Consider the following 24583-nt stretch of genomic DNA (forward strand, 5'->3'; position numbering starts at 1 on the left):
CGACTTAACTGAACAGAGTTCCATACCATGCGACAATGTCTGCACCCCAGAAATAGGAAATGACCGCAGCTAGTGCAATGGATGGGCCAAAAGGAATCGGTGTTTTTCGACCTTTCCCAGACCTTTTTAAAATAATAAAACCAATAATCGTGCCAATAAGTGCTGCTAGAAACAACGTCAAAAGTGTGTGCACTGTACCCAACACAAGCCCAATAACAAAAAACAGTTTAATGTCTCCTCCACCCATGCCACCTTTCGATAGGACAGCAATTAGATACAGGATTCCAAACCCTACTACCGCACCGAGTAAGCTATCCCACCAAGGTGTGAGTGGAGAAATCAATCGAACGATAAACAACACAACAGCGAACGGCAGGAGCACCTTATTCGGTATTAGCATATATGCAATGTCGGACACCGTAATAATGACCAAAAGAGACATAAAAAGAAGCGCTACGACAAGTTCCCAACTTATGCCTAGCCTTAAATAAGAAAGCACAAACAAAACACCCGTCACAAATTCCATAACCGGATAAACCACACTTATCTTGGAGCCACAACCCCTACATTTACCACGTAAAAATAAGTACGAAAAAACCGGGATTAAATCGAGTATGCCTAGATTTCGGTTACAAGTCGTACAATGGGACGGCGGCGATACAATCGATTCTTTTTTTGGCACCCGCAAGCCAACGACGTTAAAAAATGAACCGAAAACGATTCCATATAGAAAAAAGAACACAGCTATTACTATTTCCATGCAATGACTCCCATCTGTATGCCAGTTACTAGCACCCTATACCTTCTATCCCATTTGTTTCGTTTTCACTTTATCCTCATACATTTTCATATCTGCAAGCTGGAATAAATCTTCAAAACTTTCCGCATCGATTGGATAATAAGCCAGGCCAATGCTTGGCTTTATTTCAATCGATACACCCTCTACCAAAAATGGATGCGATTCAAAATATTCACGAAGTCGTAAAATCCAATTCTCCACTGATTCTCTTGTTGGAAAGTCTTCCAAGAATACGATGAATTCATCGCCACCAAGTCTCGCCACAGTGTCGTTCTTTCGAATTGAATCCTTTAAAATAAATGCCGTATGTTGCAACACTTTGTCACCAATTGCATGCCCATACGTGTCATTGACTGCTTTGAAGCCATTCAAATCAATCAACGCCATCGCAGCCTGGTAATTCGGCTGTTCGGAAAGTGTCACCATTCGCTCTTTGACTTCAGATACAAAATACGCACGGTTATGAAGTTCCGTCAGTCCATCGTGATACGCCATATGTTGGACAAGACGTTCATTTTTCAATTCTTCGGTCACATTGCGCCAAATAATATAATAAACTTCTTCTTCATCAATTGTAACGAGGGATGCATCGACAGAATAATAAAAGAGTTCATCCAACTCCAATACATCAAAAACGATTGCGTAGTCATACAGAACCCGCTGTTTTTGCAACTCTATTTTTAACTGAGCAAACACTTCTTTATTGGACTCCGTAACTGCGAAATCAAGTAAATTCGTCGTTTCCTGATTAAAAAAACCTAATTCTTTCTCCGCACTTTTATTGAGTTCTAATATCTCCCACTCCCCGTTCACAACAGATATGGAAGTTGGACTTAAATCAAACATAATTTGATACCTTTTGGCAACAGAAGGTAGCATTTGAAAACGCGTTACCGAGATTGCAAGAAATATAGAAAATACAAAACCTAGAAAAATATGAAAATGCGGTGGTAAATATTCACCGAAGTTAATATATCCAAAAATAATATTGATAAGTAACGCTAGTAAAGTTCCTATCGTTAGAAAACGGAGTAATTTACGTATGTTCAATTTGGACGTGCGCTTGTATTCTATATATAAAATAATAGCGAGTCCTAGTATTAAAAGGTTCGCAATTGTCATTGTTATATAATATTGCGTATTAAAAACTGGAGCAAACCAAATCCCTAGTTGGACGTATTCGGAATTGTTAATGTAGTTATGATTTAGGGTAATGGATAAAATGATTAGTGCAAATGGTGCATAACAAATATACGGATATAAAGGAATTTTAATTTGCTTATGCGAATGCGTGAGATGGATATACAAATGACAGATAATCGCAATAATGATCAAACCAATATTTCCAATGAAAATATTAATAATAAACGGACTCATAGAAAGCGGCAGTAAATGTCTAATGAATTCGATAAAGAAAAGCATTGCAAACAAAAGAACCAACAAGGCTATAAGTCGGTTCTTTAGTCGTGTTGGATTTTGAATAATTACCATACAACCCAACCCAAATAAAAAGAAGGTTGGAAGCATATAAACGATTACGTAGATGAATAGTTGTGATGGTGTCATAATAAGCCCTACTTCCTGGGCCGTCTAGATGACAAGATAACCGACCACTAGACGACTATTTGACTACATCTTCTGAGTAAAATGTTGTTAATTGAACGGTAACAGGTATCAATTCATCCGGGTCTTTTTGCATCATTTCCGCTTCTCCACTTTGTACAAAATCAACGGAATCAATTCGAACAACACGTTCAATCGATTCAATTTCTTCTAAGAAAACGAGCAATTGGTCATAATCCAAAACCATCATATCAATGCTCAGCGTTATTAGTTTTAATTGTTCAGGTAATGTTGCAACGTCTATAAGCGTTACTGGTTTTTCGTCGACTACTTCTGTATTTTCCTCAACCTCTTCATCGGTTTCAGTTGCGGTTTCTTCTTCAGAAGCTTCTTCCTCATTCGCAAACGTCCCTGACGTAGCTACTTCTTCATCGTAATTGTTAAAGGATATTGAAACGATCTTCGCTTCACTAATCAATTCGACTTCATTGACCGTGCGTAGTAAATTGTCCAACTCACGACTTTTAGGTAGTTTTTTACGTAGCTCAAAATCATCTGTCAGCACAATTTCTTTCTCACCTAGCTGTGCAACTTGTTTCTCCAGTGCACTCGTTTCGGCTTGTAGCTGCTCAACAGACTGTTCTGTCGCTCTTTTCGTTTCGTTTTTCGGATAAATAACATAATAATAAAATGCACCTAGTAGAACAAAAACGAGAATACCAACAAGGAGGAATAATGTTTTATTGTCACTGGAGGACTGTTTCATCGTAAGCCACCTCCCGTAAGTAAATATGTCGGATCAATTGTGACTGTGAAATTGTTCGCAAAGCGTTCGACTTCAGTGAACACGTCGACCGTTTCTTCTTCTTCTTCTTCTTTCGAAACAGGGTCAAACGTACTAATGTCTTCAACTTTTATATCCGCAAAATACGAACTGCCATCTAAATCTCCAACGTATGTAGCTACTTCAGAAATTGTTTCCATATCGACAGCAAATTGAATTTCCGTTTCAGCAAAATTGAAGTCTCTTAAATAGGACTCGGCTGACGTAAAGTCATGAATTTCTTTGAGTAAAGGAGAAACGGCATACGTTTTACTTTCAATAAAACGAACTGAAGTCGCAAGGTCTAATACTTCTGGAACCTCTAACACTTCCAGTTGTTCGGTTAACGTCGTTTTCTGCAACTCCAACGCTTGCTGCTCAGCTTGAAGGTGTTTAATATCTTTTGTCACACTAAAATACTGAATAGCGAGAAACGTCAGTAAAAAAAGGAATATAGGGCCCGCAATAAGGAAAACCCATTTTCGATTGCTTGTTTTCCGTTCACTCCGTGGAAGTAAATTTATTTCAGGAACCATTGGATGCGCCCCCTTTCAGTGCTAACCCAAGTAAAGCAACATGCTTCGCTTCAAATTGCGAATACTTTTTATTCACATAGGCTTTATCAATAACAGTTAATGGTAAATCAATAACTGCTTTCGTTTGCTCGATAAAATAAGCCATTTCAGGGTTTTCACCAAGCATTACAATGTGATCTACGGACTTTTCACCTTTATGCAATGAAAAACGATAGAAGTTTAAAATACGTTCAATTTCATAAATTTGTTCACTCATCACTTTTCGGTATTCATTTAGATCCCCATCATATGTATAGTTACTTTCCCCATCGTCCCCTGATTCATAGCTCCATGTCCCTGCCGTGCGTTCAGATGGTTGGTACCTGAGAAAATCCACATTCCCATCTGAATAAATCGTAATGAATACCGCATGAAGCGACCAATCTACAAGCAGATACGTTCGATTCGATGAAAACAGAGATGCATGCGATAGATAGCGAATATTAGACAAAGTACGAACGTCTAAAACCGTTGGATTCATATCCACATCTTCGAACAGTTGAATCAATTTCACGCTTTCCTCAGCAGGTGCAGCAAAGATAACTGCTTCCCCGTCATTTTCTTTATAATCATACACATCAAAAAGCGGATTCTCAAAAGGTAAGTGAATCGACTGACCGAGTTCCATTTCAACAAAGCCTTTTAATGAATTCGTTGTGACTTCCACGGGATGTTGGAAAGAACGCAACATGACCGAATGATCTGGCACAAAAAAACGGACATCATGCTTCGCAATATTCCACAACTTCGTAACCTCTTTCAACGTATCAAAAAAGGCAAGCTCATCTTTAATAACTCCATTAACTACACTTCCTGGAGCCAGTGGATATTCATTTATTCGAGCCGACGTCAAATCACCTTCAGTTATAGAAAGTCCACGAATTAAATAATCATTTATTTCAATCATAGTAATCTGACTCTTTTTTCTACGGAACATCGAATGACCCCCTTTGTCTATGCGAATTCTATTTCGTTTGCCATCCCGAGAAACGATGAGTCGTTTGTTCGGGATTGAAAACGAAAGAAGAGAGGCTACAGCAGTTGGTGGCTGCTGTAGTTGTCGTTCTTAATTATTGAGGTGTAGTAACCTTTACTTTATTTGCTTCTGCATTCTTAAGAACATCTTTATCACTAAGTTCAGTCTTAGTCACGCCTGCAGTCGATGAAACAGTTTTACTTCCAGCAACTCCTGAAAATACTATTTTATTTTCAGCGTTTTCAACATAAGTTACTGTAGCACTTGTTAATTTACCTGGAGAATCTAAATAAGGTTTATATTTAGATTCTACTGCACTTGTTTTAACAATTTCATCTCCTGCTGAAACAGGAGTATTTTCCAGAAAATATAAATCCGCAGCAGCTAACACATTTTGAGCATCTGCAATTACTGCCTTCTCTCTAGAACTCTGAATAATACCCCCAATCGCCGGAATTGCAATCGCCGCAATAATCGCCAAAATAACAATAACCGCGAGCAACTCAATGAGCGTTAATCCTTTTTCATTTTTCATTTGTTTTTTGAATTTTTTCAACATGTGTATTCCTCCTGTTTTGTTTTTTATTTGTATTTCATTGAAACTGTATTTAGTCTAATTGCGTTTTGTTCTCCCCCTTTCAATATGTATATCATGCATCCATATTCACAAGATGCAAGACGCTTTATCAAACACGACTCGACGTGTTTGCGTCCAGATTTTAAATTGAGCATGAGTCCCGCACGACGCGGGTCATGCAACCGTTGCTGCAGGACGCAGCGAACTTAGGTTGCCTTCTTTAACTCCCTTTAAAATCTGTGACATCCGCCGGAGGCTCTGATTTTATTCCGCAGGGCTTGAACCCCTGAGGAATAAAATCAGATTTGTTCATACAAGCTAAACATCGGCATCATAATCGATAAGACAATAGTCCCTACAATCGCCGCTAGAAATACAATCATTGCCGGCTCGATAAGTGATTTCAGCGTATCTACCGACCTGTCCACATCGTCTTCGTAAAAGTCTGCGATTTTCTCTAACATATAGTCAAGAGACCCCGTTTGTTCTCCGATGGCAGTCATTTGAGTGACTAACGGTGGGAACAACCAGCTTTGTTGGAGTGGACCAGATAAGGTACTGCCTTTTTCCAAGCTGGACCTTGATTCTAAAACCACTTTTCCGATAACTGGGTTGCCGACAACTTTTTCTACGATTGTCAGCGCTTGTAGTATTGGAACGGAACTGCTAAATAGAGATGAAAGTGTTCGTGACATTCTCGCTATCGCTGCTTTTTGAAGCAATTTACCAAAGAGCGGCACTTTCAGTAATACATAATGCACTTGATAGTTGATGTCTTTATTGTTTTTAAATATATACATTCCTGCGTAGATAGAAACAAGTGCAATAAGGCCGATTAACCACCAAAACGTTTGTAGGAATTCGCTTAGTTTCATAACCATTACTGTTATTGCAGGAAGTTCTGCATCAAAATCAGCAAACATATCGACAAACATCGGAACAATGGTTATTAACAAGAAAACAGAAACGATGATTGTAAGGACAAGCAACACGAGCGGATACATCATTGCGGACTGTATTTTCTTTTTCAAGTTGTGTTGTTTCTCGTAATAGAATGCGAGACGGTCTAATGTATCGTCTAAATTCCCTGTTGCTTCTCCCGCACGAATCATGTTGACAAACATTTGTGGGAACACTTTGCTGTTTTTTCCTGCAGCAGTTGAGAATGCAGTACCTGTTCGGACATCTTCTTCAACTGCATATAAGGCTTGCTTTAGACCTTTACTTGATGTTTGTTCTGCTAGAATTTTGGTCGATTCAACGATTGGAATTCCCGCCCGAATCAGTGTAGCAAACTGGCGACAATAGATAACAAAATCTTCGTTTTTCACGGATTGTCCAAATGTAATTTGTTTGTGAAGGATATTTGTAGATTCCGCAACTTCCCTTGGGTTAATGCCTTGTCTACGTAACTTAAGAACGGCAGCAGATTTTGAATCGGCATCGACAATTCCTTTTTTCATTTCACCTTTCGTTGTTCGGCCGGTGTATTTATAGATGGTCATTGGAATTCACCTGCATCATCAAAAAATTCTTTTGCATCATTAAAGTTAATGACGCCTTTTGAAATCAGTTGTTGAATGGACATTTCCAACGTATGCATCCCTAACTCACGATTCGTTTGCATCACGTTCGTAATTTGGTGGACCTTTTCAGAGCGAATTAGATTCGAAACGGCAGGTACATGAATTAAGATTTCTGATGCCGCCACCCGTCCTGCTCCATCTTTTCTCAAGAATAACCTCTGGGATACAATCCCTTGCAGTACGTTCGCCAATTGAATTCGGATTTGACTTTGTTGGTGTGGCGGAAACACGTCAATGATTCGGTCGATTGTTGTCGCTGCACTACTCGTATGAAGTGTGGCAAGTACTAAGTGACCTGTCTCAGCTGCGGTAACCGCAGTTGAAATCGTCTCTAAATCACGCATCTCACCTACAAGAATTACTTCTGGATCCTGTCGCAAAGCTGCGCGAAGTCCATTGGAGAAACTATTTGTATCCGTTCCTACCTCACGCTGGTTCACAATCGAACGTTTATGCGAATGCAGGTATTCAATCGGGTCCTCAAGTGTAATAATATGTTTTGCGTAGTTTGCATTAATATAATCAATCATTGCCGCAAGAGTTGTTGATTTCCCTGAACCTGTTGGACCTGTAACAAGAATAAGGCCTTGTGGTTTTTTTGCTAATTCATACAATATTTGGGGCATTGCAAGTTGCTCCAAAGTCGGTATACCGGTTGAAATTAGGCGTGCCGCAATTGCGGTAGATCCACGCTGACGAAACGCATTGATCCTGAACCTACACTTCCCAGGTAGCGCGTAGCTGAAGTCACTTTCACCATTCGTTTCAAACTCTTCTTTTTTTGATTCAGGTAAAATTGTCGCAAGCATTTGATCCAATTCTAAGGGCATAAACTTCTGTTCATCCAATTGACGAAGTTGTCCATCTATCCGAAATACGGCTGGGATACCAGATGTAATGTGTAAATCTGATGCATCTTCCTCAAAAGCTTTCGTTAATAATTGCTCAATCGTAGACGACATTTTCTTCCCCCCTTATTCAGAAGTCGCAACTCGAAGTACTTCTTCGGTTGTTGTTAGCCCCTCAGCGACTTTTTGAAGCCCATCTTCTACGAGCGTTTTAAACCCAATTGTTCTGGAGTAGTTACGAATCGTTGTAGGTGAACTTCGGTTGATAATATGTGCTTTAATCGTATCATCTATCGGTAAGATTTCATGAATCGCTAATCGACCTCGATAGCCAGTGTCGTTACACGCTGGACACCCTTGTCCATATGTAATGACAGGAATCGGGAAACCGTACCGCTTAAATATTGCTGTTTCATGTTCAAGTGGTGCTCGTTTTTCTGCACAATCCTTACAAATTTGACGTACTAACCGTTGTGCCATGACTCCAATTAGTGAAGACGATAGTAGGAATGTTTCTACTCCCATATCGGTTAGACGAGAAATGGATTCAATTGCACTATTAGTATGAAGTGTACTTAATACTAGATGACCTGTTAATGATGATCGTATGGCAATTTGAGCAGTTTCCATATCTCGTATTTCTCCGACCATGATGATATCGGGGTCTTGTCTTAAAATCGAACGTAAACCCGCTGCGAATGTTAACCCGACTTCTTCACGAACTTGAATTTGGTTGATTCCTTCAAGTTGATACTCCACTGGATCTTCTACCGTTATTATATTTACTTTTTCATCGTTTAAATGATTTAATCCCGCATATAGTGTTGAGGACTTCCCCGAACCTGTTGGACCTGTAATTAATATAATGCCGTTCGGTTGTTCAAGCATCGTTTGGAATTTAGCCAGATTGTCTTTGGAAAATCCAAGTTGCTCCAAATTATTTAGTGAACTACTTAAATCTAGAATTCGCATTACGATCTTTTCACCGTAAATGGTAGGCAATGTAGATAGACGAATATCTATATTTCGGAAGTTTACAAACGATTTGATGCGCCCATCTTGTGGAATCCGATTTTCAGTAATATTTAAATTCCCCATAATTTTAACCCTTGCAATAATTATGTTTTGCATCGATTTCGGCAATTTTCTTTCTTCACGCATAATGCCGTCGACCCGGTACCGAATCTTCAACTCAGATTCTTGAGGGTCAAAGTGAATGTCACTTGCACGTTGCGCTACGCCATTCGCAATGATTTGATTGACTAAACGAACGATTGGAGAATCCTCATCGGTTATTTGAGTTTCATCATCTAAATTCGTAGGCATTATATCTTCAAGTGCGTCTTCCATTGATTCTTGTAAATCGTAATACTTTGTTATCGTTCGGTATATATCATCTTTGGAAGCAATGCTCGTTTCAATTTGACAGCCCGTCACCATTCGCAATTCTTCAATCGCAAAGTAATCCATTGGATCCGCCATAGCAATCATTAACTTGTTGCCTTTTCGGTGAACGGGCATTAAGTTCGAACGCTTTGCCAATTCTTTTGGTACGAGTTGGGTGAGCTCTGGTTCAATAACGTGCTGACTTAAATGAATGCGTGGAATTCCTAGTTGTAATTCCAGCATTTCAATAAGTTGTTGTTCCGTGATCAGCTTTTGACTTATTAGAAAATCACCAAGCTTTTCCTCTCGACTTCGATTTGCAAGTGCCCATTCCAGTTGTTCAGAAGTAATCACTTTTGAGTCGACTAAGAGATCACCGATTCGTTTCCGCATTTCAAATCTCACTTCGCCACTCCATTCTTTTAATAAGAATCGGAAGTGATCAAATTCCCACCCTTATCGTACTCTTTGACAACAGATTCGTTGTCGTCTTTTTCTGTATTGTTATCGTTATTCGTTTCACCCGTGTTATTAGTCGAATCACCATTTGCATTTGTGTCGGTGTTTCCACCAGTAGTCGTTCCTGGAGTGTTTGTAGTCGCATCGTTCGTACTACCGTCAGGACCTGATTGACTAACTAGTGGTTCTAAAGAAGAAACTAAAACCACTTTGTTTTTTGGCGGGTAAAAATCACGACTTATTAGTTCGTCTTTTTCATAACTCCCATTAGTTATAGATCGGTAAACTTGTACCCGGTACCCATTTGCACCGTCTTCTTCGACTTTCTCTTGTCCAACAGCAAGATTAGGTGTCAATCTTTGAATCGTCCGCGGACTAATGAGTTCTTGATTCATAACTTTAATAGTTACTATCGTATCTGATTGCAGCGAGTACAACTCAATAGAAAGTCGGCCGCCATCTAGTGTTGAATAGATTGAAACGGGTCGATTTGTGTTGTTCACAAAAGCAAAGTCTTGGTTACGCTTGCTGTCAACTTTTGCTTCGACACCAAGCTGTAAGTAATTAGGGACTTTATTTTGCGAATGACGTTCTTTTATACTCAGTTCAGATTGTAAAACAGTGCTGTACAATGTCGATGCAACAAAATTTGCAGTTTCATCGTTATATGTTGTATTTGAATTCTCTAGTATTGCTAGAAGTGAAAATGTTTCACCATTTAATACCGTTGTATCGTTCAACGCTTCAACAATTTGAGGAAGACCACTTGCATTGACCTTCACTTCTTGAACCTCAAAAGAAATTCGGTCCATTACATCTTTCGTTAAAGGGACTTCTACTGGTTCAATTGCTCCGTATTTCAAAAAACTAGAATGTGTTTGAATAGCAGAAAGGGTTTCTTCTACATAAAATAACGGTGCTTCTTTCAATGCTTCTTCCACTTCGTTACTTAAGGTTAGTTCCAACAGGATTTGAGCGTTTGCTTCTCCGCCCCAAAATTTGTACCATGGTTTAGTCGTTATCGCCATGTAATGGTCAACCGTCTTGGTTATATCAAAGTCTATGTAACTACTTGGCATACTTATCTTTGCTGTTGTACCATGTATAATGATGTCATTTTGTTTCCACTTCTCTACTTCAGTCACAACTTGTGCTAGGATTTCAGACTTTTTTGTCGATTCAATTTCAATACCTGCGATTTGTCCTTTTGTACTTTCACTTTGTGCTAAGACAGCTGAAGAGGGATTCAACACTTGAGCTATAAGGACAAGCGCTAAGATAGACCATGTAATAATTGGGAAAAAATATTTTAATTTCAAAGTAAAACCTCCTCTACTTTAGAAAACACCTTATCGAATAATAAGTCAACTGTACCTAAAATGTCTATTATACTATTATTATACCCATTAAATAGTATTAAGCAACCACGATTTCGTTAAATCGCTCTCTATTTCGACAAATCGCCCCATCTTAATGGTTACTTATGCCCACCAAAGCAAGATAACTTTGATTAAAATCACAATGAGTTTATAGATTTGTATAAAAAAAACGTCAGTAAGCAACCGCTCATCTGACGTCCTAGTCCTTTTGACCTCTTTAATTCAGATACTTATTACTAATTGTTCCTCGTATACCCCAACTCGATTTCTACCAGCTTGTTTACCACCTATATACAATGCACGGTCAGCATTTCGCATAAGATTCTTGGCATCGATTGCATCGTCTGGAACAGCGGCTACACCGATACTTATCGTCATGCTTACTTCAACTGGTGAACGATCTTCCGATAAGTCTGGAACAACTGAAAATACCGTATTATTCACTTCTTTACGTATCGTTTCCGCTAAATTGATTGCGTATTCTTTCGATCTCTCAGGTAGTAAAATAACAAATTCCTCCCCACCATACCTAGCTAGTGTCTCCTCCGCACTCACATGCTTTTGTAATATCTCAGTAAGTCCACAGAGTAAGTCATTACCCGTTTCATGGCCATATGTGTCATTGACTTGTTTAAAGTGATCAATATCCATCATAAGGATAGACATTTTAGATATTTCCTTTGTATGATATCGAATAATTTCTTCATCCAACTTTGAATCAAGATACCGAAAATTATAAATCTTCGTTAATCCACAACGCATACTTTTTTCAATTGTATTTTCGAAATACCTTGCCTTTTCCAATGTAATCGATAAATAACCAGCCAAAATATCAATCAGTTCTAAATCAATTTGCTCGAATATATTCTTCTTTCTAGAGGTAAGTATTAAATATCCCGCCGTTCTATAATTCCTTATTACTGGCGCGGTAATGACACTTTCGATAGGTTGAGTAAACTCAATACCTTTAAGTTCTTTTCTCTCTTTTTTATTATGATAAATTTTTGAAGTTTGCTTATTAAACCCATTTGCTCCAACTCTACCTTGTAAGAATGAAATCCCCAGAACATTTCTTTGGATTTTGGATGACTCGATTCCCATTATTGGAATGCAATGGACATCATCTATAAGATCGACGACATATGCATTATCAAATGGAACAACTCCATTTAACTTCTTTAGGAACGTTTCCAATACCTCATCAATACTAAGCTGGTCCGCAAGCTCGTGTCCTATTTCTCCTGCAAAAGTAAGTCGAGCATTTAAATCATTTGATGTATCATACATTTTTACAACAATTAACAAAGTTAAAAATGGGATACCTACAAGAATCAATGAAATGTTTTGTAAGTATAGATCCAAGATATATAAAGATAAACTAAATGGTAGAACGATGACTGTAGCTATGTAATCCCACAACGCCCCTTGAGATCGAAGTGAATAAACTTGCTTATTCATAAAAAAGTGGAATTTGAGGACAATATTATTAATGAGCGTATAGGCTACTGAATAGATAAACCCCAAAACCAGCAATTGAGAAAAGTCGAGCATACCAACCTTTCCACCCAATCCATGAAATATTGCCGCACTTGCAATGGAAGAAACGACATAAATAGATGAATTTGCAGTGAATTTATACATTAAAGGCAATGCACTTTTTTCACTAAAAAGCAACACCACAAGACCTATTTGGATAAATAGCAGTTCTGCAAATACGCCATATTGAAAGAAGATAGCGAACGTAATCCACCGTTCCAATGAAATTGTAACAACATTAAATTTAATCGGTAAAAACATCGTACTAATTAAGAGTACAAAGAGTAATGACAGGTTTAACCAATCAAGCTCTCCTTTTGGAAAATAGGTGTAAACTATGTATACGGTTGGTGGAGCCACAAGTAACCATAATATGAATGATTGAACTTGCTGTTTTTTAGATACTTCCACTATTCCCCACCAACCTTCCTTTTATCTTACATAGCTCGCTACACGGTTCCGCCCAGTTTGTTTTGCCCCTAAGTAAAGCGAGCGATCCGCATTTCGAAGGATTGCTTTAGCTTCATCAGTATCAATCGGCGCAGAGGAAACGCCTACACTAATTGTTATATACACATCGATCGGCATCCTCTCTTCACCTAAATCTGGTGTAATACGGAACGGAAAACTTTCAACTTTTAAGCGAAGATTCTCGGCAAAAAATAAAGCAATCGTTTTGGACATACCAGGGAGAACATAAACAAATTCTTCACCCCCATACCTTCCAACAATTCCATCTTTCGGAAGCATTTCTTCGAATAAACGAGCAAGTTTCACGAGTATATCGTTACCACTCTGATGACCGTACATATCATTTATTTGCTTGAAGTAATCAATATCAAGCATCAGTATTGATAATTCCTCCAAATGTCCACTGTTTACCAAATCCATTTTTTCCTCGATTTCATTCTCAAGATATCTATAATTATACAGTTTAGTTAATGAGCATCGATTGCTTTGCTTTATTTTCAATTCAACATATCTCGCTTTTTCAACAGAAACTGTAAAATAAGAGCTTAGAAGGTCTAGAATCTTTAATTGATATTCCTCAAAACCATCTTTTCGAACAGATGAAATGAGTAGTACCCCCTCAACCTTTTGATTGCGAACAATTGGCAAACCTATAATACTCTCCATATCACTTGGTACATACCCATTCGCCAAGCCTTCCCATTCATTTCTATTGTAAAAGATTACGGGTTCATTTTTCAATAGTGTAATCCCTGCAACTCCTTGTCCTAGGAAAAATGTATCTTTCAAATTTTCTAGAATTTTTCCGTGTTCAATTGCACGTATTGGTTCTAACCACCCGTCCTTATAATCAAATAAATAGGTATATTCGGCATTAAACATTGATGAAACATTGTTAACGAAATGATCGATAACATCATCTTCTTTTAATTCCGCCGAAATCTCATGGCCAAACCCCCCCGCTTGGCGCAAGCTTACATTAATCTTTTCCGAGTTTTTATAAAGCCGAAATAGAATTGTAATAAAGAAAAATGGGATACCGAGTAAAAAGAAGGATGCAATGCCAATGTACTCCAATAGATAATACAGAGTTAATGCACATGGAAGAGTTACAATTACGATTCCAACACTAACGAGAAGATTTTTCTCTAAATAAATTGATTTCAACTTTAAATGATAAGCAAAGATAAATATGATTAGCTCATTTAATAATGTGTGTGTGAGTTGGTAGGCAAGCACTGCCAAGAGCAAAGGCCAAAAATCGAAAGTTCCGATTTTACCACCAGCTAAATGAAAAACACTTGCACTTATAATAGATAACAAGAAATAATACAATGAGTTTATAAAGAAGCGATCCACAACGGATAGTACTTTAGACTTTTTAAATAACGTTGCAAAAATAAAAATTTGCATTATTATCATTTCAATAGCGAGACCATATATAAGAAAGACAGGTACAGTCAACCACATAACTAAGAATACAGGTTTACCATTTCTATTAATCGGAATTAATACGGTTCCTATTCCCAATATCGTAAATAGGCCTATATAAAGCCAGTTAACACTCTGAGGTAATTGAGTTTGAAATATATATACCGTTCCAGCCGGTACAATTAGTAGCCACAATAGTAGGGCTAAGATGGAAAATCTATTAACCTTCTGCATCATAGCTACATTCACTCCTAAACCGTATTAACTCTTCATTTCAAATCGTAACGAAGTCAAAAGGTATAATGAACCTGTGACTATCGTCTTCGTTTTAGGTTCCCTATCTAGTATTATAGTATCATTTATAAGTTTTGTCACTCTTTTATTACTAAATTCGCAAAACTCCATTAGATGATCTCCTTTTGCTGCTTGATCATACGGAAAATCGATGAATGTGAACGACTTAGCCACTGAAAGCAATTCATCTAACGTACCTTTTATATCTTTTCCCTTCAGCATTCCTATAATAAAATCAACTTTTTCTCCAGGAAATTCAGTTCGAATTGTATTCGCAAGAACCTTCGCTGCTGCTGGGTTATGTGCGCCATCTAAAAAAAGATTCGGGTAGACTTTTTGAAATCTAAAAGGCAACTCTGTAGCTTGAAGTGCCATGTCTATGAGTGGGTCTACTAATTTAATTCCGGCAAGGCGAAGTGCCTCGATTGCAACTTCTGCATTTATCCCTTGATGTGCCCCTCGCATTTTACGATTCGTTGAATGATGTACCAAGGGAAATTGCTTGCCGTAGATGAATAAAGGACTTTTCTCCTTATTCGATTTGCTCTTTACTATTTTAAGCGCTTCCTCTGGAAGTTGTCCAATGACAACCGGTGTATCTTTCTTAATAATTCCTGCCTTTTCCTTAGCAATCTCTTGAATTGTCGACCCTAGAAATGCCGTATGATCGAGCGCAATCGATGTAATAACAGAAACAAGCGGTCTGGCGACATTCGTACTATCCAAACGCCCACCCATTCCTGTTTCAAGGAGGACATAATCAGGTTGAAGTCTTTCGTAAGATGTGAATGCCGCAACCGTTAGTAGTTCAAAATCCGTTAGCATTCCGTCTAGTCCTGCATCTTTCATATCTTTAAATGAACGGTTTAATTCTTCCGGAGAAATCGGTAAGCCATTGATTCTTATTTGATCGTGAATATCGACAATGGCCGGTGAAGAAAATACGCCTGTCGTATATCCATGTTGTTTCAAGAGTTCTTCCATAAAGGCAATCGTAGAGCCCTTTCCGTTCGTTCCGGCAACATGAATAATCTTTAACTTTTTTTCAGGATTCCCCATTTTTGCTAGAGCACTTTTAATGGCTTCAAGACCAGGTTTAATCGCATTTTCACTCGTTAGCATCCACCGATTTTTATATTCGTCAAGCTTTGGAATCATTAAAGCCCCTCCGTATGGTAAAATCTATTTAGAGTTAAATTATATCATGATTAGGAGAATTTATATGGTTAGTTGCTGGGTAATTTACAATGGAAGTTTAACAAGTGATAAATTCAGAGATCAAGCGGAGCTCATACAGGAAGCAGCTAATCGTGCGGGCGTACATACAGAAATAAAGAAAAACTATGAAGTTCTGATGAACCTAGAAAGTAATCTCACGGAACTGCCTGATTTTGTTGTGTTTCTTGATAAAGATACACTTCTAGCTACTTATTTAAAAAATCTTGGAATACCGGTATTCAATGATCCCGAAGTTATCGAAACTTGTGATAATAAAGCAAAACAGTATTTACAATTAGCAAAACATAACATTCCTATGCCTGAAACAATTATTGCTCCAAAAGTCTATTCCTCGTTCACAATAGTAGATTCGGGATATTATGAAAAAGTCCTGCAAAGTCTTGGACTTCCAATGATCATTAAAGAAGGCCATGGATCGTTTGGCATGAAGGTCTATTTAATAGAAACAGAAAAGGAATTTTACGCAAAAACCGATGAACTTCGTGGTGTGGATTATGTGTTCCAGAAATTCATAGCAACGAGCAGAGGACGAGATATTCGCGTAAACATTGTCGGCGATGAAATCGTTGCGGCGATGTATCGTTCCTCAGAAATAGATTTCAGGGCCAATATTACAAATGGCGGAGTTGCGGAAGCGATTGAATTGACTGAGGAACAAAAACAATTATCGCTGAGCGCTGCACATGCTGTTGGTGCCGAATTCGCAGGAGTGGATCTGTTGTTTGGAGAAAATGAAAAGCCGCTAGTTTGCGAAGTGAATGCAGCCGCTCATATTCGGAACATTTACAACGTGACCGGCATCAATGTTGCGGATGCAATGATTGCGTATATTTTAAGGAAACTTCAATGAAGGGCTATGTGTATTACACAGAGATTGAGTCAGTGAGAAATCAGTTGTTTATTGAGGATTTGATTAATGAAGCAGAAAAAATTGGAATTGACTTGCGGTTGCTGATTGGTGAGGAAGTTCCTTCTCAGGATGCATCCTTTATCCTCTACCGCGACAGAGATTCTAAACGTGCATTCGAATTTGAAGCAGAAGGATTTCGGCTGTTCAACCGTTCTGAAGTTAATAAAATTGCTAATAATAAGTTACGTACGTTTGAACTTGCTACTTTACTTGGCGTTCCTGTTCTACCTACAAAAAGAGTCCGCAAAATAGAGGAAATCAATTCATACCCTGTTGTTTTAAAAACAGTAGACGGACACGGTGGCAATGAAGTTTTTCTTTGCTCTACTGAAGCGGATGCTGATAAAGTTTTTGACTTGTTCACTTCTAATGAGCTCATCGTACAGCCTTATATTGAGTCGGGCGCACGTGATATACGAGTTTTCATGATTGGTGAAGACGTTGTCGGTGCGGTCAAAAGGACTGGCAACGGTTCGTTCAAATCCAACTATACCCTAGGCGGTTCGGTTGAAAAGTACGCCCTATCGAGTTCACAAGAAAAGGATGCAAAAACCATAGCACGTGCAATCAAAAGTGATTACATCGGGATCGATTTTTTATTGTTACCCGATGGTAGTTGGTTGTTAAATGAAATCGAGGATCCTGTTGGTGCACGATCTTTTTATTCAACACATGATGAATCGATTGCGCAAGCTCTTATGCTTCATATTAAAAAGCAAATAAGCATTCACACTGAATAGTTATAACTCAGTGTGAATGCTTATTTTAACTTTATGTAGAATACATTTCTAATAGATAATTAATGATATAATTAGGTACTGGTTGCATTCTACCAGATCTAGTAAAAAATCAGACGAGGTGATCGTATGTTCAAATCTGTTAAGCTCTATACGAATAAAATAAAGTCACTAAGACGTTTTTACGGAAATATATTAGAATTGCCCATTTCTGAATCTAGCGATACACAATTCACAGTAACAATCGGCGAATCCCTTCTTACGTTCTCATATACGGATCAACCTGCTTTTTATCATTTCGCCATTAATATTCCTGGCAATCAATTTTCGATGATGAAGTATTGGATCCAGGACTTAATCCCACTGAACCGTGATGAAAGTAGAGACGAAGTATACTTTTCAAGTTTCGACGCGGATTCAATGTATTTTGAAGACCCAGCAGGAAATATTGTAGAGTTGATTGGTCGAAGACATCGAGATTTATTTGGGGAAGTTTCGACTGCATCTTTTCTCAATATAAGTGAAGTTAGTATTACGACACCGAATATTATGGAGGTTGGTGAACAACTCCAAGACTTTGGAATTCCACTTCGAGGCGCAACTGAAATTATTCCGAACACAGTAAACTTTTTGGGGAAAGAGGATACATTTATAGTTCTTGTGAAACCAAATCGAAAATGGTACTTTTCTAAGAGATTTTCAGAGACGTATCCACTTGAAATTGTGCTGAATGATGGGAAGCAGATTGTGTTGGATGCAGAGGGAAAACTAACACTTTAGTGGTTATCTGGAAAAAAATCCCGCATAGCCCCAATAGGCTGTGTGGGATTGTTAAGTTGCGTGGATGACTTTAGTCAACCCACTAATGTTTTAATCTTCGCTAGGCATATTTCGATTATATTTTCCAATTCTTTATTTTCTGAGATTCTTTCTTTCAACACAATGTTCCTTGCTGTAATGTCCATGCTCTTCAGTTGATCTGTTAAGATAACACCATTTATTGAAAGTGTTTTGGGTAATTCAACCTCATAACTATACCCTTTTATTTCACTTGTAATTGGACAAACAATTACAAGACCCGAAGCAGCATTATATATCCTTGGAGAAATAACAATCGCGGGTCTATGTGCAGCCTGTTCGGACCCTTTTTGTGGATTAAAGTTTAGCGTCACAAGGTCACCTCTATCCGGAATATAGCTCAAATTAATTCATTTCCCAAGGATTCGCCGGTATCAATGGATGAATGTTTATTTTCTTCTGTTATTTTTGATACTAATTCTTCCAGTGTGTAATGATTCTTCACCGGTTCTAGCGTGATTATATGATCATTAGCATACATATTTATTTCGGAACCTTCTTTAATCCCCAACTTATCTGCCATAGATTTAGGAATACGTACACCTAGACTATTGCCCCATTGACTCACTTTAGTAACCAATTGAATCACCCTTTCATCATTTTACCTTTCATACATTATAACATCCCTTCTTCCTTTTGTATATCTAAGTATATACAAAAGGAATAGCGATTTATTCTGATTTGGGTTATTTGAATGAGTGGCTGGCAGCGTTTGATACACCTATTAGCACCACAGGAAATCCAAAAGCACTATGCACGCTTTTTTAATTTGTGCGAATGACTGGCACCGTTCTATATTGCTTTTTACAATGGACCCGACTTATTTGTTATCTCTAAGCTTTTCGATTGCTCCTTTATCAAGATGGGTTACTTTGGAGATGAATTCAATCGAAGAACCTTCTTTTAACATTTCAAGAACAACTTCTCTTTTAGCTTCTTCTATTCCTTTCTGGATGCCTTGTTCCAGTCCTTGTTTAATTCCTTTTCGAATTCCTCGTTCTTCCCATGAGTTGGGCAGTTTTGTGAATTCTTCTGCGTTCTCCATTTGGCTAATTTCTCTCATGAATTCTTCCTCCTCTTTTTGATTTAACTTCAAATAGTTTTCAAAAAAGTCATTTATAAACCTTGCACGTGCAGGGTTTAACTCCATTCGTACCATCATACGTAAAAACTCTATTTTTACTTGTACTCTCTCTTTTTTCTTGTATCCCATTTTACTTAACAATGCTGCCGCTACAGGGTTATCTGAATTTAAAAAATCCCGCCAGTTCTTCTTCTTTAATTCTAACATAAGAAAATTAAAGGTTAACACGTGAAAAGAGGGAAACTCGATGGTAAACTGACTTTTTTCTGTCCGATTATAATCATAACTGAATACGGCAATGGGTAATATCGGCATTCTGTATTTATTGTAAAGCAAACCAAAATAATTATACATCCGCTGATTGAAATCTGATTGGTAGGAACTTTGTGGTTCTATATGAACGATGATTAGCGTATTCGTGCCTTTCAACTTTGCCTGAATGACAATATCGACCCGACGATTTTCACCTTCAAGTAGATCGGTATATAATTCCTCCGACAATGGCTGTATCGATTCAAAGTCGATATCTGCACGTTGTTCCGGAAAAAACACTTCCATGAACTCAATAAAAAAGTGGTTGATTAACTCTTTGAATAACTGATCGTGATTCATGTTCTTCTTTTCAGCGACGAATTGCGTTCGTTCACTTAATAGGGGATAGGGTATCGAAGTCTCTTTCACACGCCCCATTACCACCATTCTAACACATCCCTTCATTCCATTTTCTGATTTATGAATTTACTTAAACTATAGCAAATATACGAACAAAGAACAAACATTCCCATTTGTTTCTCATGGATTATTTAACTTTTTCACAGGAAGTGAAATTAGCATAACAACACCTTTAATAGGGGAGATTAGCGAACAACTTCAGGACTTCGGCATTCCGCTTCGCGGAGGAACTGAAATCATGCCTAAAATAGTGAACTTTTCAGGTAAAGACGATACGTTTATCGTCCTTATTAAACCAAATAGAAAATGGTATTTCTCTAAGAAATCCTCAGTTACTTATCCACTTGAGATTGTATTGAATGATGGAAAGCAGATAGTAATGGAGGAAGAAGGTAACATAATACTTTCTTAAAAATGACTCTAGTTGAGATGTAAAAGGTAGTCAGACTACTTCATCATATATTTCTGCTATCAAAGTGTGTGATGCAAATCATCTAACGACTGCATTAGCATATTAAAATAACAAACCACAAAGAGCCCCTTGACCAATTTGATCAGGAGCTCTTTGTATAAAAGAGTTGGAAGAATAGTGTCTTTTGAAAGTACCTGTGCAATAAACAACAACGAACAATTCAGACTTTTGTATATACATACAAATCCGACGACTTTTTCAGTATAGACCTAATAAATATGTAATTGTAGTGTATATTCTGATTAGTTTCACGCTCAGGTACCTAACACTAGCGTTGCGTAGGTGTAAAAATATGTAAAATGCCCTTAATAAGGATTTATTCTAAGTAGTTTAATAACTTGCTAAAATACAAAAAAACTCCTAATGTAGGTAAGGAAATGACGACTAAATCAGTTCCCTACACTATCAAAAAGGAGCTCTACCATGACCAGTGTAAACCAAAATTTAGTCTTTCGTCAATACTTATCTAATTTACCAACAAACATTTTAGCTTGCCCGCTCATGAACTATGATGCCAAAAAACTAACCGACTTTTCAGTCGTAAAAATATTTATTATGGCAAGTCTTTGCAAGTGGGATAGTCTTAGGATAATCGATACCGGTATCCGATCAAAAAAAGAGTTTCAGAAAGAAATTGGGGTTAAATCTATCATTCATTCGCAAATAAACCGGCGTTTAATTGATTTAAATACTGCTGATTTGGCGGACTTACTTAGTCGATTAGCCCAACAGTATTGGAGACTAAAAGGTAACGCCAAAGGACTCAATCCCAATGTTGGCCCCCTTCGAATAATTGATGGAACTTATGTTAAATTGCCAAAGAATGCATTAAATTGGACTGCAATCTCTAAAGATTCCTGCGGAATCAAGTTGCATGTACGTGTTGTTGCTGCCTCTGCGAATAGTATATTTCCCGAAAAGATGATTCCATCAACCGGGAATGTAGCTGACTCCGACGCTGTTAATCACATCATTGATGCTGATGGTGCCCTGTATGTTATGGATCGCGGCTATGCCCATAAAACAAAAATGGGTGGATGGATTGAAAGAGATGTACAATTTCTCGTTCGTATAAGAAAGACCTTTAAGATGGAAACGTTGAAGTCTTACGAACCTACACATCCTAAAGTTACAAAGAACGAATTGGTATCAATACTAACGCGAGAAGAACCTGTTCGGTATATCGAATTCATTGACGATGATGGGATACCTTTTCATTTGATTACAAATCGGCTGGATTTGAGTGAGGAAGAGATTCTTGAGGCTTATAAAAATCGCTGGTATGTTGAGCTGTTTTTCAAATGGCTCAAACAGCACGTTAAGGTCAGCCATTTATTTAGTCATTCTCCCGTTGGCATTTGGAATCAAATGTACATTGCATTGATTACCTGCGCACTGGCTGAGATCATGAGACTTATTCATCAACCGACCAAAAACAGTTGGACATTCTTAAGCACGGTGCAACAATTCCTTTTCTCATCGATAAATGCGCTAGTGAAGGACTTCAATCGAAGGTTAAGAAAGAGCAAGGGACGGCAAAAAGTACCGAAAACAAAGCCTAAAACCATTCGGTTTGGAGAAGATTTCGCCATTGTTAGCCCAATCACGAGAAAGCATTTTATCGACAAAGAGAAAGCAAAGAAGCAGAAAGAAAAAGAGTAAAAGATGAAATTGAGACAATAAGTATATGTAAAAAAAGGGAACTGATTTGGTCTTTTGAGGACCTGTTCCCTTTTTTAAATTTAATGTCTTGACCGGGATGGTAAGAAATTCAATAAATTGTATATGATGGATGCTATGCAACGCTAGTGGGTACCTAAAACTATTGCTCTATTTGTTGTTTAGTTAATAAAAGAGTTTTTGCTTTATAGTTTTTGATCTCATGTTCTGTTGATGATGACGGTTTATCAAAAATGTCCGTGTTTATATAGCCATCCCCTTGTCCGGAATTGGAAATTTTAATATTCCCTGATCCAGTCATATCCTTTGTAACTATAGCCCCTTTTATATCAACGGAACCAGAGGCAACAAATTTACTATCTGGCAAGTAAAATATTTGTCCATTCGTTTTATTATCCCCAGCCAAAGTAACAGTATTTTCACCAAGAACAACAATATTTCCATAAATCGGACAGCCACTATTTGTTAAGTTTGCATCCTTCACATATATGTTAGCTTCGATTTTACAGTTACTCCAATTCGATAAAATAGGAGGCGTTTTTTTGTCATTTAAATCATAAATAGTTGTATCAAAATTGCTTCTTTTATTACCATTCGAATCTTTATCTTGAATAATCTTACCTAATGATAGCGAGTCCTTAACATATATATTAAGCTTTCCATTTCCTTCAATATGAATATCACGGTTATTCATATTAAGGGTATTGAAATAAAGAGAATAAACGGCTTCCTCGCTTGACTTCGGAAGTTTTATGTTAACTTTATCATACTTATTATAATTAAATACATCGAAATGTAATTCATTATTTGAGTCTGTAAATTCAATTGACTCAGAACCACCAGGTAGGTTGGTTGAATCTTTACGAAATTTTGCATCAGGTATTACAGGTTTAAATTTTTCATCATCTAGATCTGTGCAATCAATGTCATTATATAACTCAGAAACATCAACTAATTTATTAAGACCATTAAATCCATTAACAGGTTTTGGCAATTCTTCAATAGAAACATTTTGTCTAACATTATTGTACTTATTTCCATTTGTATTTACATTTTCAGAAGATAATATTTCATTTGCTTTAACCTGACCATTCGAAATGGTAATTCCACCTTTTGAAACAATATCCCCCGAAACCTTGGGTTGACCAGTAATCTTTATTTTCTTAGTTGCGTAAAGTTGCCCAGTAATTTCTGGATGGGTACTTATATCAATTATTGAATCAGAAAAAACATTCCCTTTTATGGTCGGATAACCGGTAAAAGTAATATTCCCAAGTGCTAAAAGGTTATTATCAATTTTCATTGAATTTGAAATTTCTACTGTTCCATTTGAATGAACACTACCCTTAACAGTTGCAGAATTACTAACTTTGATATCGCCAAGGGCAAATAGGTCCCTTCCAATAGTTGTTGCGTTTGTTATATTAACCGAACCATTCGAATAAACTCCACCACCAATAGGAGCCGAGTTTGTAATTGACAGGTTATTCCCGTAAGAATAAATATTCCCGCCAATACCACCATCTTCGCCGCCCAAACTTAAGGTACTATCTTTTTTTAATATTATATCGCCTTCAACTTTTACGGTACCACTAGTAGTTGCGCTATTAAAATAGCCATTCGCACATGCTTTAAATACCCCACTTTCAGTGGAACCTGAGCCATTTTGACTAATTACATCCGTTTCTAGATCATGACCGAAAGCTACAACAACAAGCTGTGATATTGTTCTAGTTTTACCATCTATATTGCCCACCGAAGTAATAATATAAGTATTATCTTCATTTTCTTTTGGTATTAAACTTACTGTAGCGGTTGGTTTGCCATTACCTTCAAATTGGCGTTCATATTCGATTTCAACATTCGGCTGATTCGTACTTATATATGTTCCTATTTCATTCCTAGCGGATTCCAAAAATCTATTTTCAAAACTTTTTTCTATCAAAAATGATTCTTTTTGTTCCGGCTTAATAATTTCTTGATATTGTTTGTCAACATCATTGAAAGATTTTATTGCAAGATCATTAATTTGAGCTCGGACCTCTGTCAGTCCCGCTTCTGCTATATAGTAAACAGATTGGTCGTCACGTTCTCCTGTTGAGATTTTAAGAGAATTTGAGGCAACAGTAGTAATGCCTAGACCAAGTACGGATAAAACAATTAAAACCATTAGTACACCAACTAGTGTAAAACCCCGACTGTTTAAAGAATGCAGCCCAACTTTCATA

The 24583-nt window shown here is 37.5% G+C and carries 22 protein-coding genes; 5 read left to right on the forward strand and 17 right to left on the reverse strand.

Annotated features, from left to right (window positions below):
• Window positions 1-4 precede the first annotated feature (4 nt).
• From ACXYMX_RS05350 to ACXYMX_RS05410, 13 genes are all read right to left on the reverse strand, one after another.
• On the reverse strand, window positions 5-760 hold the full coding sequence (locus ACXYMX_RS05350; RefSeq protein ID WP_459043210.1) for a prepilin peptidase: 756 nt from the start codon (window positions 758-760) through the stop codon (window positions 5-7).
• 45 nt (window positions 761-805) lie between these two features.
• Window positions 806-2365: a GGDEF domain-containing protein gene (locus tag ACXYMX_RS05355; protein ID WP_459043211.1), complete on the reverse strand. Its 1560-nt coding sequence runs from the start codon at window positions 2363-2365 to the stop codon at window positions 806-808.
• A 55-nt stretch (window positions 2366-2420) separates the two neighbouring features.
• A complete protein-coding gene (locus ACXYMX_RS05360) occupies window positions 2421-3128 on the reverse strand; it encodes a hypothetical protein (protein ID WP_459043212.1) in 708 nt (235 codons plus the stop codon).
• On the reverse strand, window positions 3125-3721 hold the full coding sequence (locus ACXYMX_RS05365; RefSeq protein ID WP_459043213.1) for a PilN domain-containing protein: 597 nt from the start codon (window positions 3719-3721) through the stop codon (window positions 3125-3127). Before ACXYMX_RS05365 ends, ACXYMX_RS05360 begins: the two co-directional genes overlap by 4 nt.
• Entirely contained in the window at window positions 3711-4697 is a 987-nt protein-coding gene (pilM, locus tag ACXYMX_RS05370) for a type IV pilus biogenesis protein PilM (protein WP_459043214.1), read from the reverse strand. The genes ACXYMX_RS05365 and pilM overlap by 11 nt, the downstream gene beginning before the upstream one ends.
• Window positions 4698-4830: 133 nt before the next feature.
• Window positions 4831-5295: a prepilin-type N-terminal cleavage/methylation domain-containing protein gene (locus tag ACXYMX_RS05375; RefSeq protein ID WP_459043215.1), complete on the reverse strand. Its 465-nt coding sequence runs from the start codon at window positions 5293-5295 to the stop codon at window positions 4831-4833.
• Window positions 5296-5612: 317 nt separating this feature from the next.
• A complete protein-coding gene (locus tag ACXYMX_RS05380) occupies window positions 5613-6818 on the reverse strand; it encodes a type II secretion system F family protein (protein WP_459043216.1) in 1206 nt (401 codons plus the stop codon).
• Window positions 6815-7861 (reverse strand): type IV pilus twitching motility protein PilT, encoded by a 1047-nt coding sequence (locus ACXYMX_RS05385; RefSeq protein WP_459043217.1) that lies wholly within the window; start codon window positions 7859-7861, stop codon window positions 6815-6817. The genes ACXYMX_RS05380 and ACXYMX_RS05385 overlap by 4 nt, the downstream gene beginning before the upstream one ends.
• A 12-nt stretch (window positions 7862-7873) precedes the next feature.
• Window positions 7874-9526 carry a GspE/PulE family protein gene (locus ACXYMX_RS05390; RefSeq protein ID WP_459043318.1) on the reverse strand — a complete coding sequence of 551 codons (1653 nt, stop codon included), beginning with the start codon at window positions 9524-9526 and terminating at the stop codon, window positions 7874-7876.
• A 29-nt stretch (window positions 9527-9555) separates the two neighbouring features.
• A complete protein-coding gene (locus ACXYMX_RS05395; protein WP_459043218.1) occupies window positions 9556-10911 on the reverse strand; it encodes a VanW family protein in 1356 nt (451 codons plus the stop codon).
• A gap of 282 nt (window positions 10912-11193) precedes the next feature.
• On the reverse strand, window positions 11194-12918 hold the full coding sequence (locus ACXYMX_RS05400; protein WP_459043219.1) for a sensor domain-containing diguanylate cyclase: 1725 nt from the start codon (window positions 12916-12918) through the stop codon (window positions 11194-11196).
• Between the two features lie 21 nt (window positions 12919-12939).
• A complete protein-coding gene (locus ACXYMX_RS05405; protein ID WP_459043220.1) occupies window positions 12940-14646 on the reverse strand; it encodes a sensor domain-containing diguanylate cyclase in 1707 nt (568 codons plus the stop codon).
• 24 nt (window positions 14647-14670) lie between these two features.
• The gene (locus ACXYMX_RS05410) at window positions 14671-15861 is read right to left on the reverse strand and encodes a bifunctional folylpolyglutamate synthase/dihydrofolate synthase (protein WP_459043221.1); all 1191 of its coding nucleotides are present in this window, start codon (window positions 15859-15861) and stop codon (window positions 14671-14673) included.
• Between the two features lie 64 nt (window positions 15862-15925).
• Between ACXYMX_RS05410 and ACXYMX_RS05415 the strand changes: the two genes are divergently transcribed.
• From ACXYMX_RS05415 to ACXYMX_RS05425, 3 genes are all read left to right on the forward strand, one after another.
• On the forward strand, window positions 15926-16792 hold the full coding sequence (locus ACXYMX_RS05415) for an ATP-grasp domain-containing protein (RefSeq protein ID WP_459043222.1): 867 nt from the start codon (window positions 15926-15928) through the stop codon (window positions 16790-16792).
• Window positions 16789-17592: an ATP-grasp domain-containing protein gene (locus ACXYMX_RS05420; protein WP_459043223.1), complete on the forward strand. Its 804-nt coding sequence runs from the start codon at window positions 16789-16791 to the stop codon at window positions 17590-17592. Before ACXYMX_RS05415 ends, ACXYMX_RS05420 begins: the two co-directional genes overlap by 4 nt.
• Before the next feature lie 126 nt (window positions 17593-17718).
• On the forward strand, window positions 17719-18369 hold the full coding sequence (locus ACXYMX_RS05425) for a glyoxalase (protein ID WP_459043224.1): 651 nt from the start codon (window positions 17719-17721) through the stop codon (window positions 18367-18369).
• Window positions 18370-18443: 74 nt separating this feature from the next.
• Here ACXYMX_RS05425 and ACXYMX_RS05430 read toward each other — a convergent pair whose 3' ends face one another.
• The 3 genes from ACXYMX_RS05430 to ACXYMX_RS05440 form a co-directional block, all read right to left on the reverse strand.
• Entirely contained in the window at window positions 18444-18761 is a 318-nt protein-coding gene (locus ACXYMX_RS05430; RefSeq protein WP_459043225.1) for a type II toxin-antitoxin system PemK/MazF family toxin, read from the reverse strand.
• A gap of 26 nt (window positions 18762-18787) precedes the next feature.
• The gene (locus ACXYMX_RS05435) at window positions 18788-19027 is read right to left on the reverse strand and encodes an AbrB/MazE/SpoVT family DNA-binding domain-containing protein (RefSeq protein ID WP_459043226.1); all 240 of its coding nucleotides are present in this window, start codon (window positions 19025-19027) and stop codon (window positions 18788-18790) included.
• 240 nt (window positions 19028-19267) lie between these two features.
• Window positions 19268-20230: an Rpn family recombination-promoting nuclease/putative transposase gene (locus ACXYMX_RS05440; RefSeq protein WP_459043227.1), complete on the reverse strand. Its 963-nt coding sequence runs from the start codon at window positions 20228-20230 to the stop codon at window positions 19268-19270.
• A gap of 133 nt (window positions 20231-20363) precedes the next feature.
• Here ACXYMX_RS05440 and ACXYMX_RS05445 point away from each other — a divergent pair, with 133 nt between their 5' ends.
• Entirely contained in the window at window positions 20364-20615 is a 252-nt protein-coding gene (locus tag ACXYMX_RS05445; protein ID WP_459043319.1) for a hypothetical protein, read from the forward strand.
• Between the two features lie 483 nt (window positions 20616-21098).
• Entirely contained in the window at window positions 21099-22337 is a 1239-nt protein-coding gene (locus ACXYMX_RS05450) for an IS4 family transposase (RefSeq protein ID WP_459043228.1), read from the forward strand.
• A 160-nt stretch (window positions 22338-22497) separates the two neighbouring features.
• Here ACXYMX_RS05450 and ACXYMX_RS05455 read toward each other — a convergent pair whose 3' ends face one another.
• The gene (locus tag ACXYMX_RS05455; RefSeq protein ID WP_459043229.1) at window positions 22498-24582 is read right to left on the reverse strand and encodes a PilX N-terminal domain-containing pilus assembly protein; all 2085 of its coding nucleotides are present in this window, start codon (window positions 24580-24582) and stop codon (window positions 22498-22500) included.
• Window position 24583: the final 1 nt, after the last annotated feature.

This window comes from Sporosarcina sp. CAU 1771, assembly GCF_054482775.1.

Bases quoted from the DNA above. Each gene is read 5' to 3' on its own strand.
- ACXYMX_RS05420 (WP_459043223.1), top strand. From the start codon at position 16,789: ATGAAGGGCTATGTGTATTACACAGAGATTGAGTCAGTGAGAAATCAG.
- ACXYMX_RS05450 (WP_459043228.1), top strand. From the start codon at position 21,099: ATGACCAGTGTAAACCAAAATTTAGTCTTTCGTCAATACTTATCTAAT.
- ACXYMX_RS05390 (WP_459043318.1), bottom strand. From the start codon at position 9,526: ATGCGGAAACGAATCGGTGATCTCTTAGTCGACTCAAAAGTGATTACT.
- ACXYMX_RS05365 (WP_459043213.1), bottom strand. From the start codon at position 3,721: ATGGTTCCTGAAATAAATTTACTTCCACGGAGTGAACGGAAAACAAGC.
- ACXYMX_RS05425 (WP_459043224.1), top strand. From the start codon at position 17,719: ATGTTCAAATCTGTTAAGCTCTATACGAATAAAATAAAGTCACTAAGA.
- ACXYMX_RS05350 (WP_459043210.1), bottom strand. From the start codon at position 760: ATGGAAATAGTAATAGCTGTGTTCTTTTTTCTATATGGAATCGTTTTC.
- ACXYMX_RS05440 (WP_459043227.1), bottom strand. From the start codon at position 20,230: ATGGTGGTAATGGGGCGTGTGAAAGAGACTTCGATACCCTATCCCCTA.
- ACXYMX_RS05360 (WP_459043212.1), bottom strand. From the start codon at position 3,128: ATGAAACAGTCCTCCAGTGACAATAAAACATTATTCCTCCTTGTTGGT.
- ACXYMX_RS05410 (WP_459043221.1), bottom strand. From the start codon at position 15,861: ATGATTCCAAAGCTTGACGAATATAAAAATCGGTGGATGCTAACGAGT.
- ACXYMX_RS05405 (WP_459043220.1), bottom strand. From the start codon at position 14,646: ATGATGCAGAAGGTTAATAGATTTTCCATCTTAGCCCTACTATTGTGG.
- ACXYMX_RS05385 (WP_459043217.1), bottom strand. From the start codon at position 7,861: ATGTCGTCTACGATTGAGCAATTATTAACGAAAGCTTTTGAGGAAGAT.
- ACXYMX_RS05455 (WP_459043229.1), bottom strand. From the start codon at position 24,582: ATGAAAGTTGGGCTGCATTCTTTAAACAGTCGGGGTTTTACACTAGTT.
- pilM (WP_459043214.1), bottom strand. From the start codon at position 4,697: ATGTTCCGTAGAAAAAAGAGTCAGATTACTATGATTGAAATAAATGAT.
- ACXYMX_RS05375 (WP_459043215.1), bottom strand. From the start codon at position 5,295: ATGTTGAAAAAATTCAAAAAACAAATGAAAAATGAAAAAGGATTAACG.
- ACXYMX_RS05415 (WP_459043222.1), top strand. From the start codon at position 15,926: ATGGTTAGTTGCTGGGTAATTTACAATGGAAGTTTAACAAGTGATAAA.
- ACXYMX_RS05380 (WP_459043216.1), bottom strand. From the start codon at position 6,818: ATGACCATCTATAAATACACCGGCCGAACAACGAAAGGTGAAATGAAA.
- ACXYMX_RS05355 (WP_459043211.1), bottom strand. From the start codon at position 2,365: ATGACACCATCACAACTATTCATCTACGTAATCGTTTATATGCTTCCA.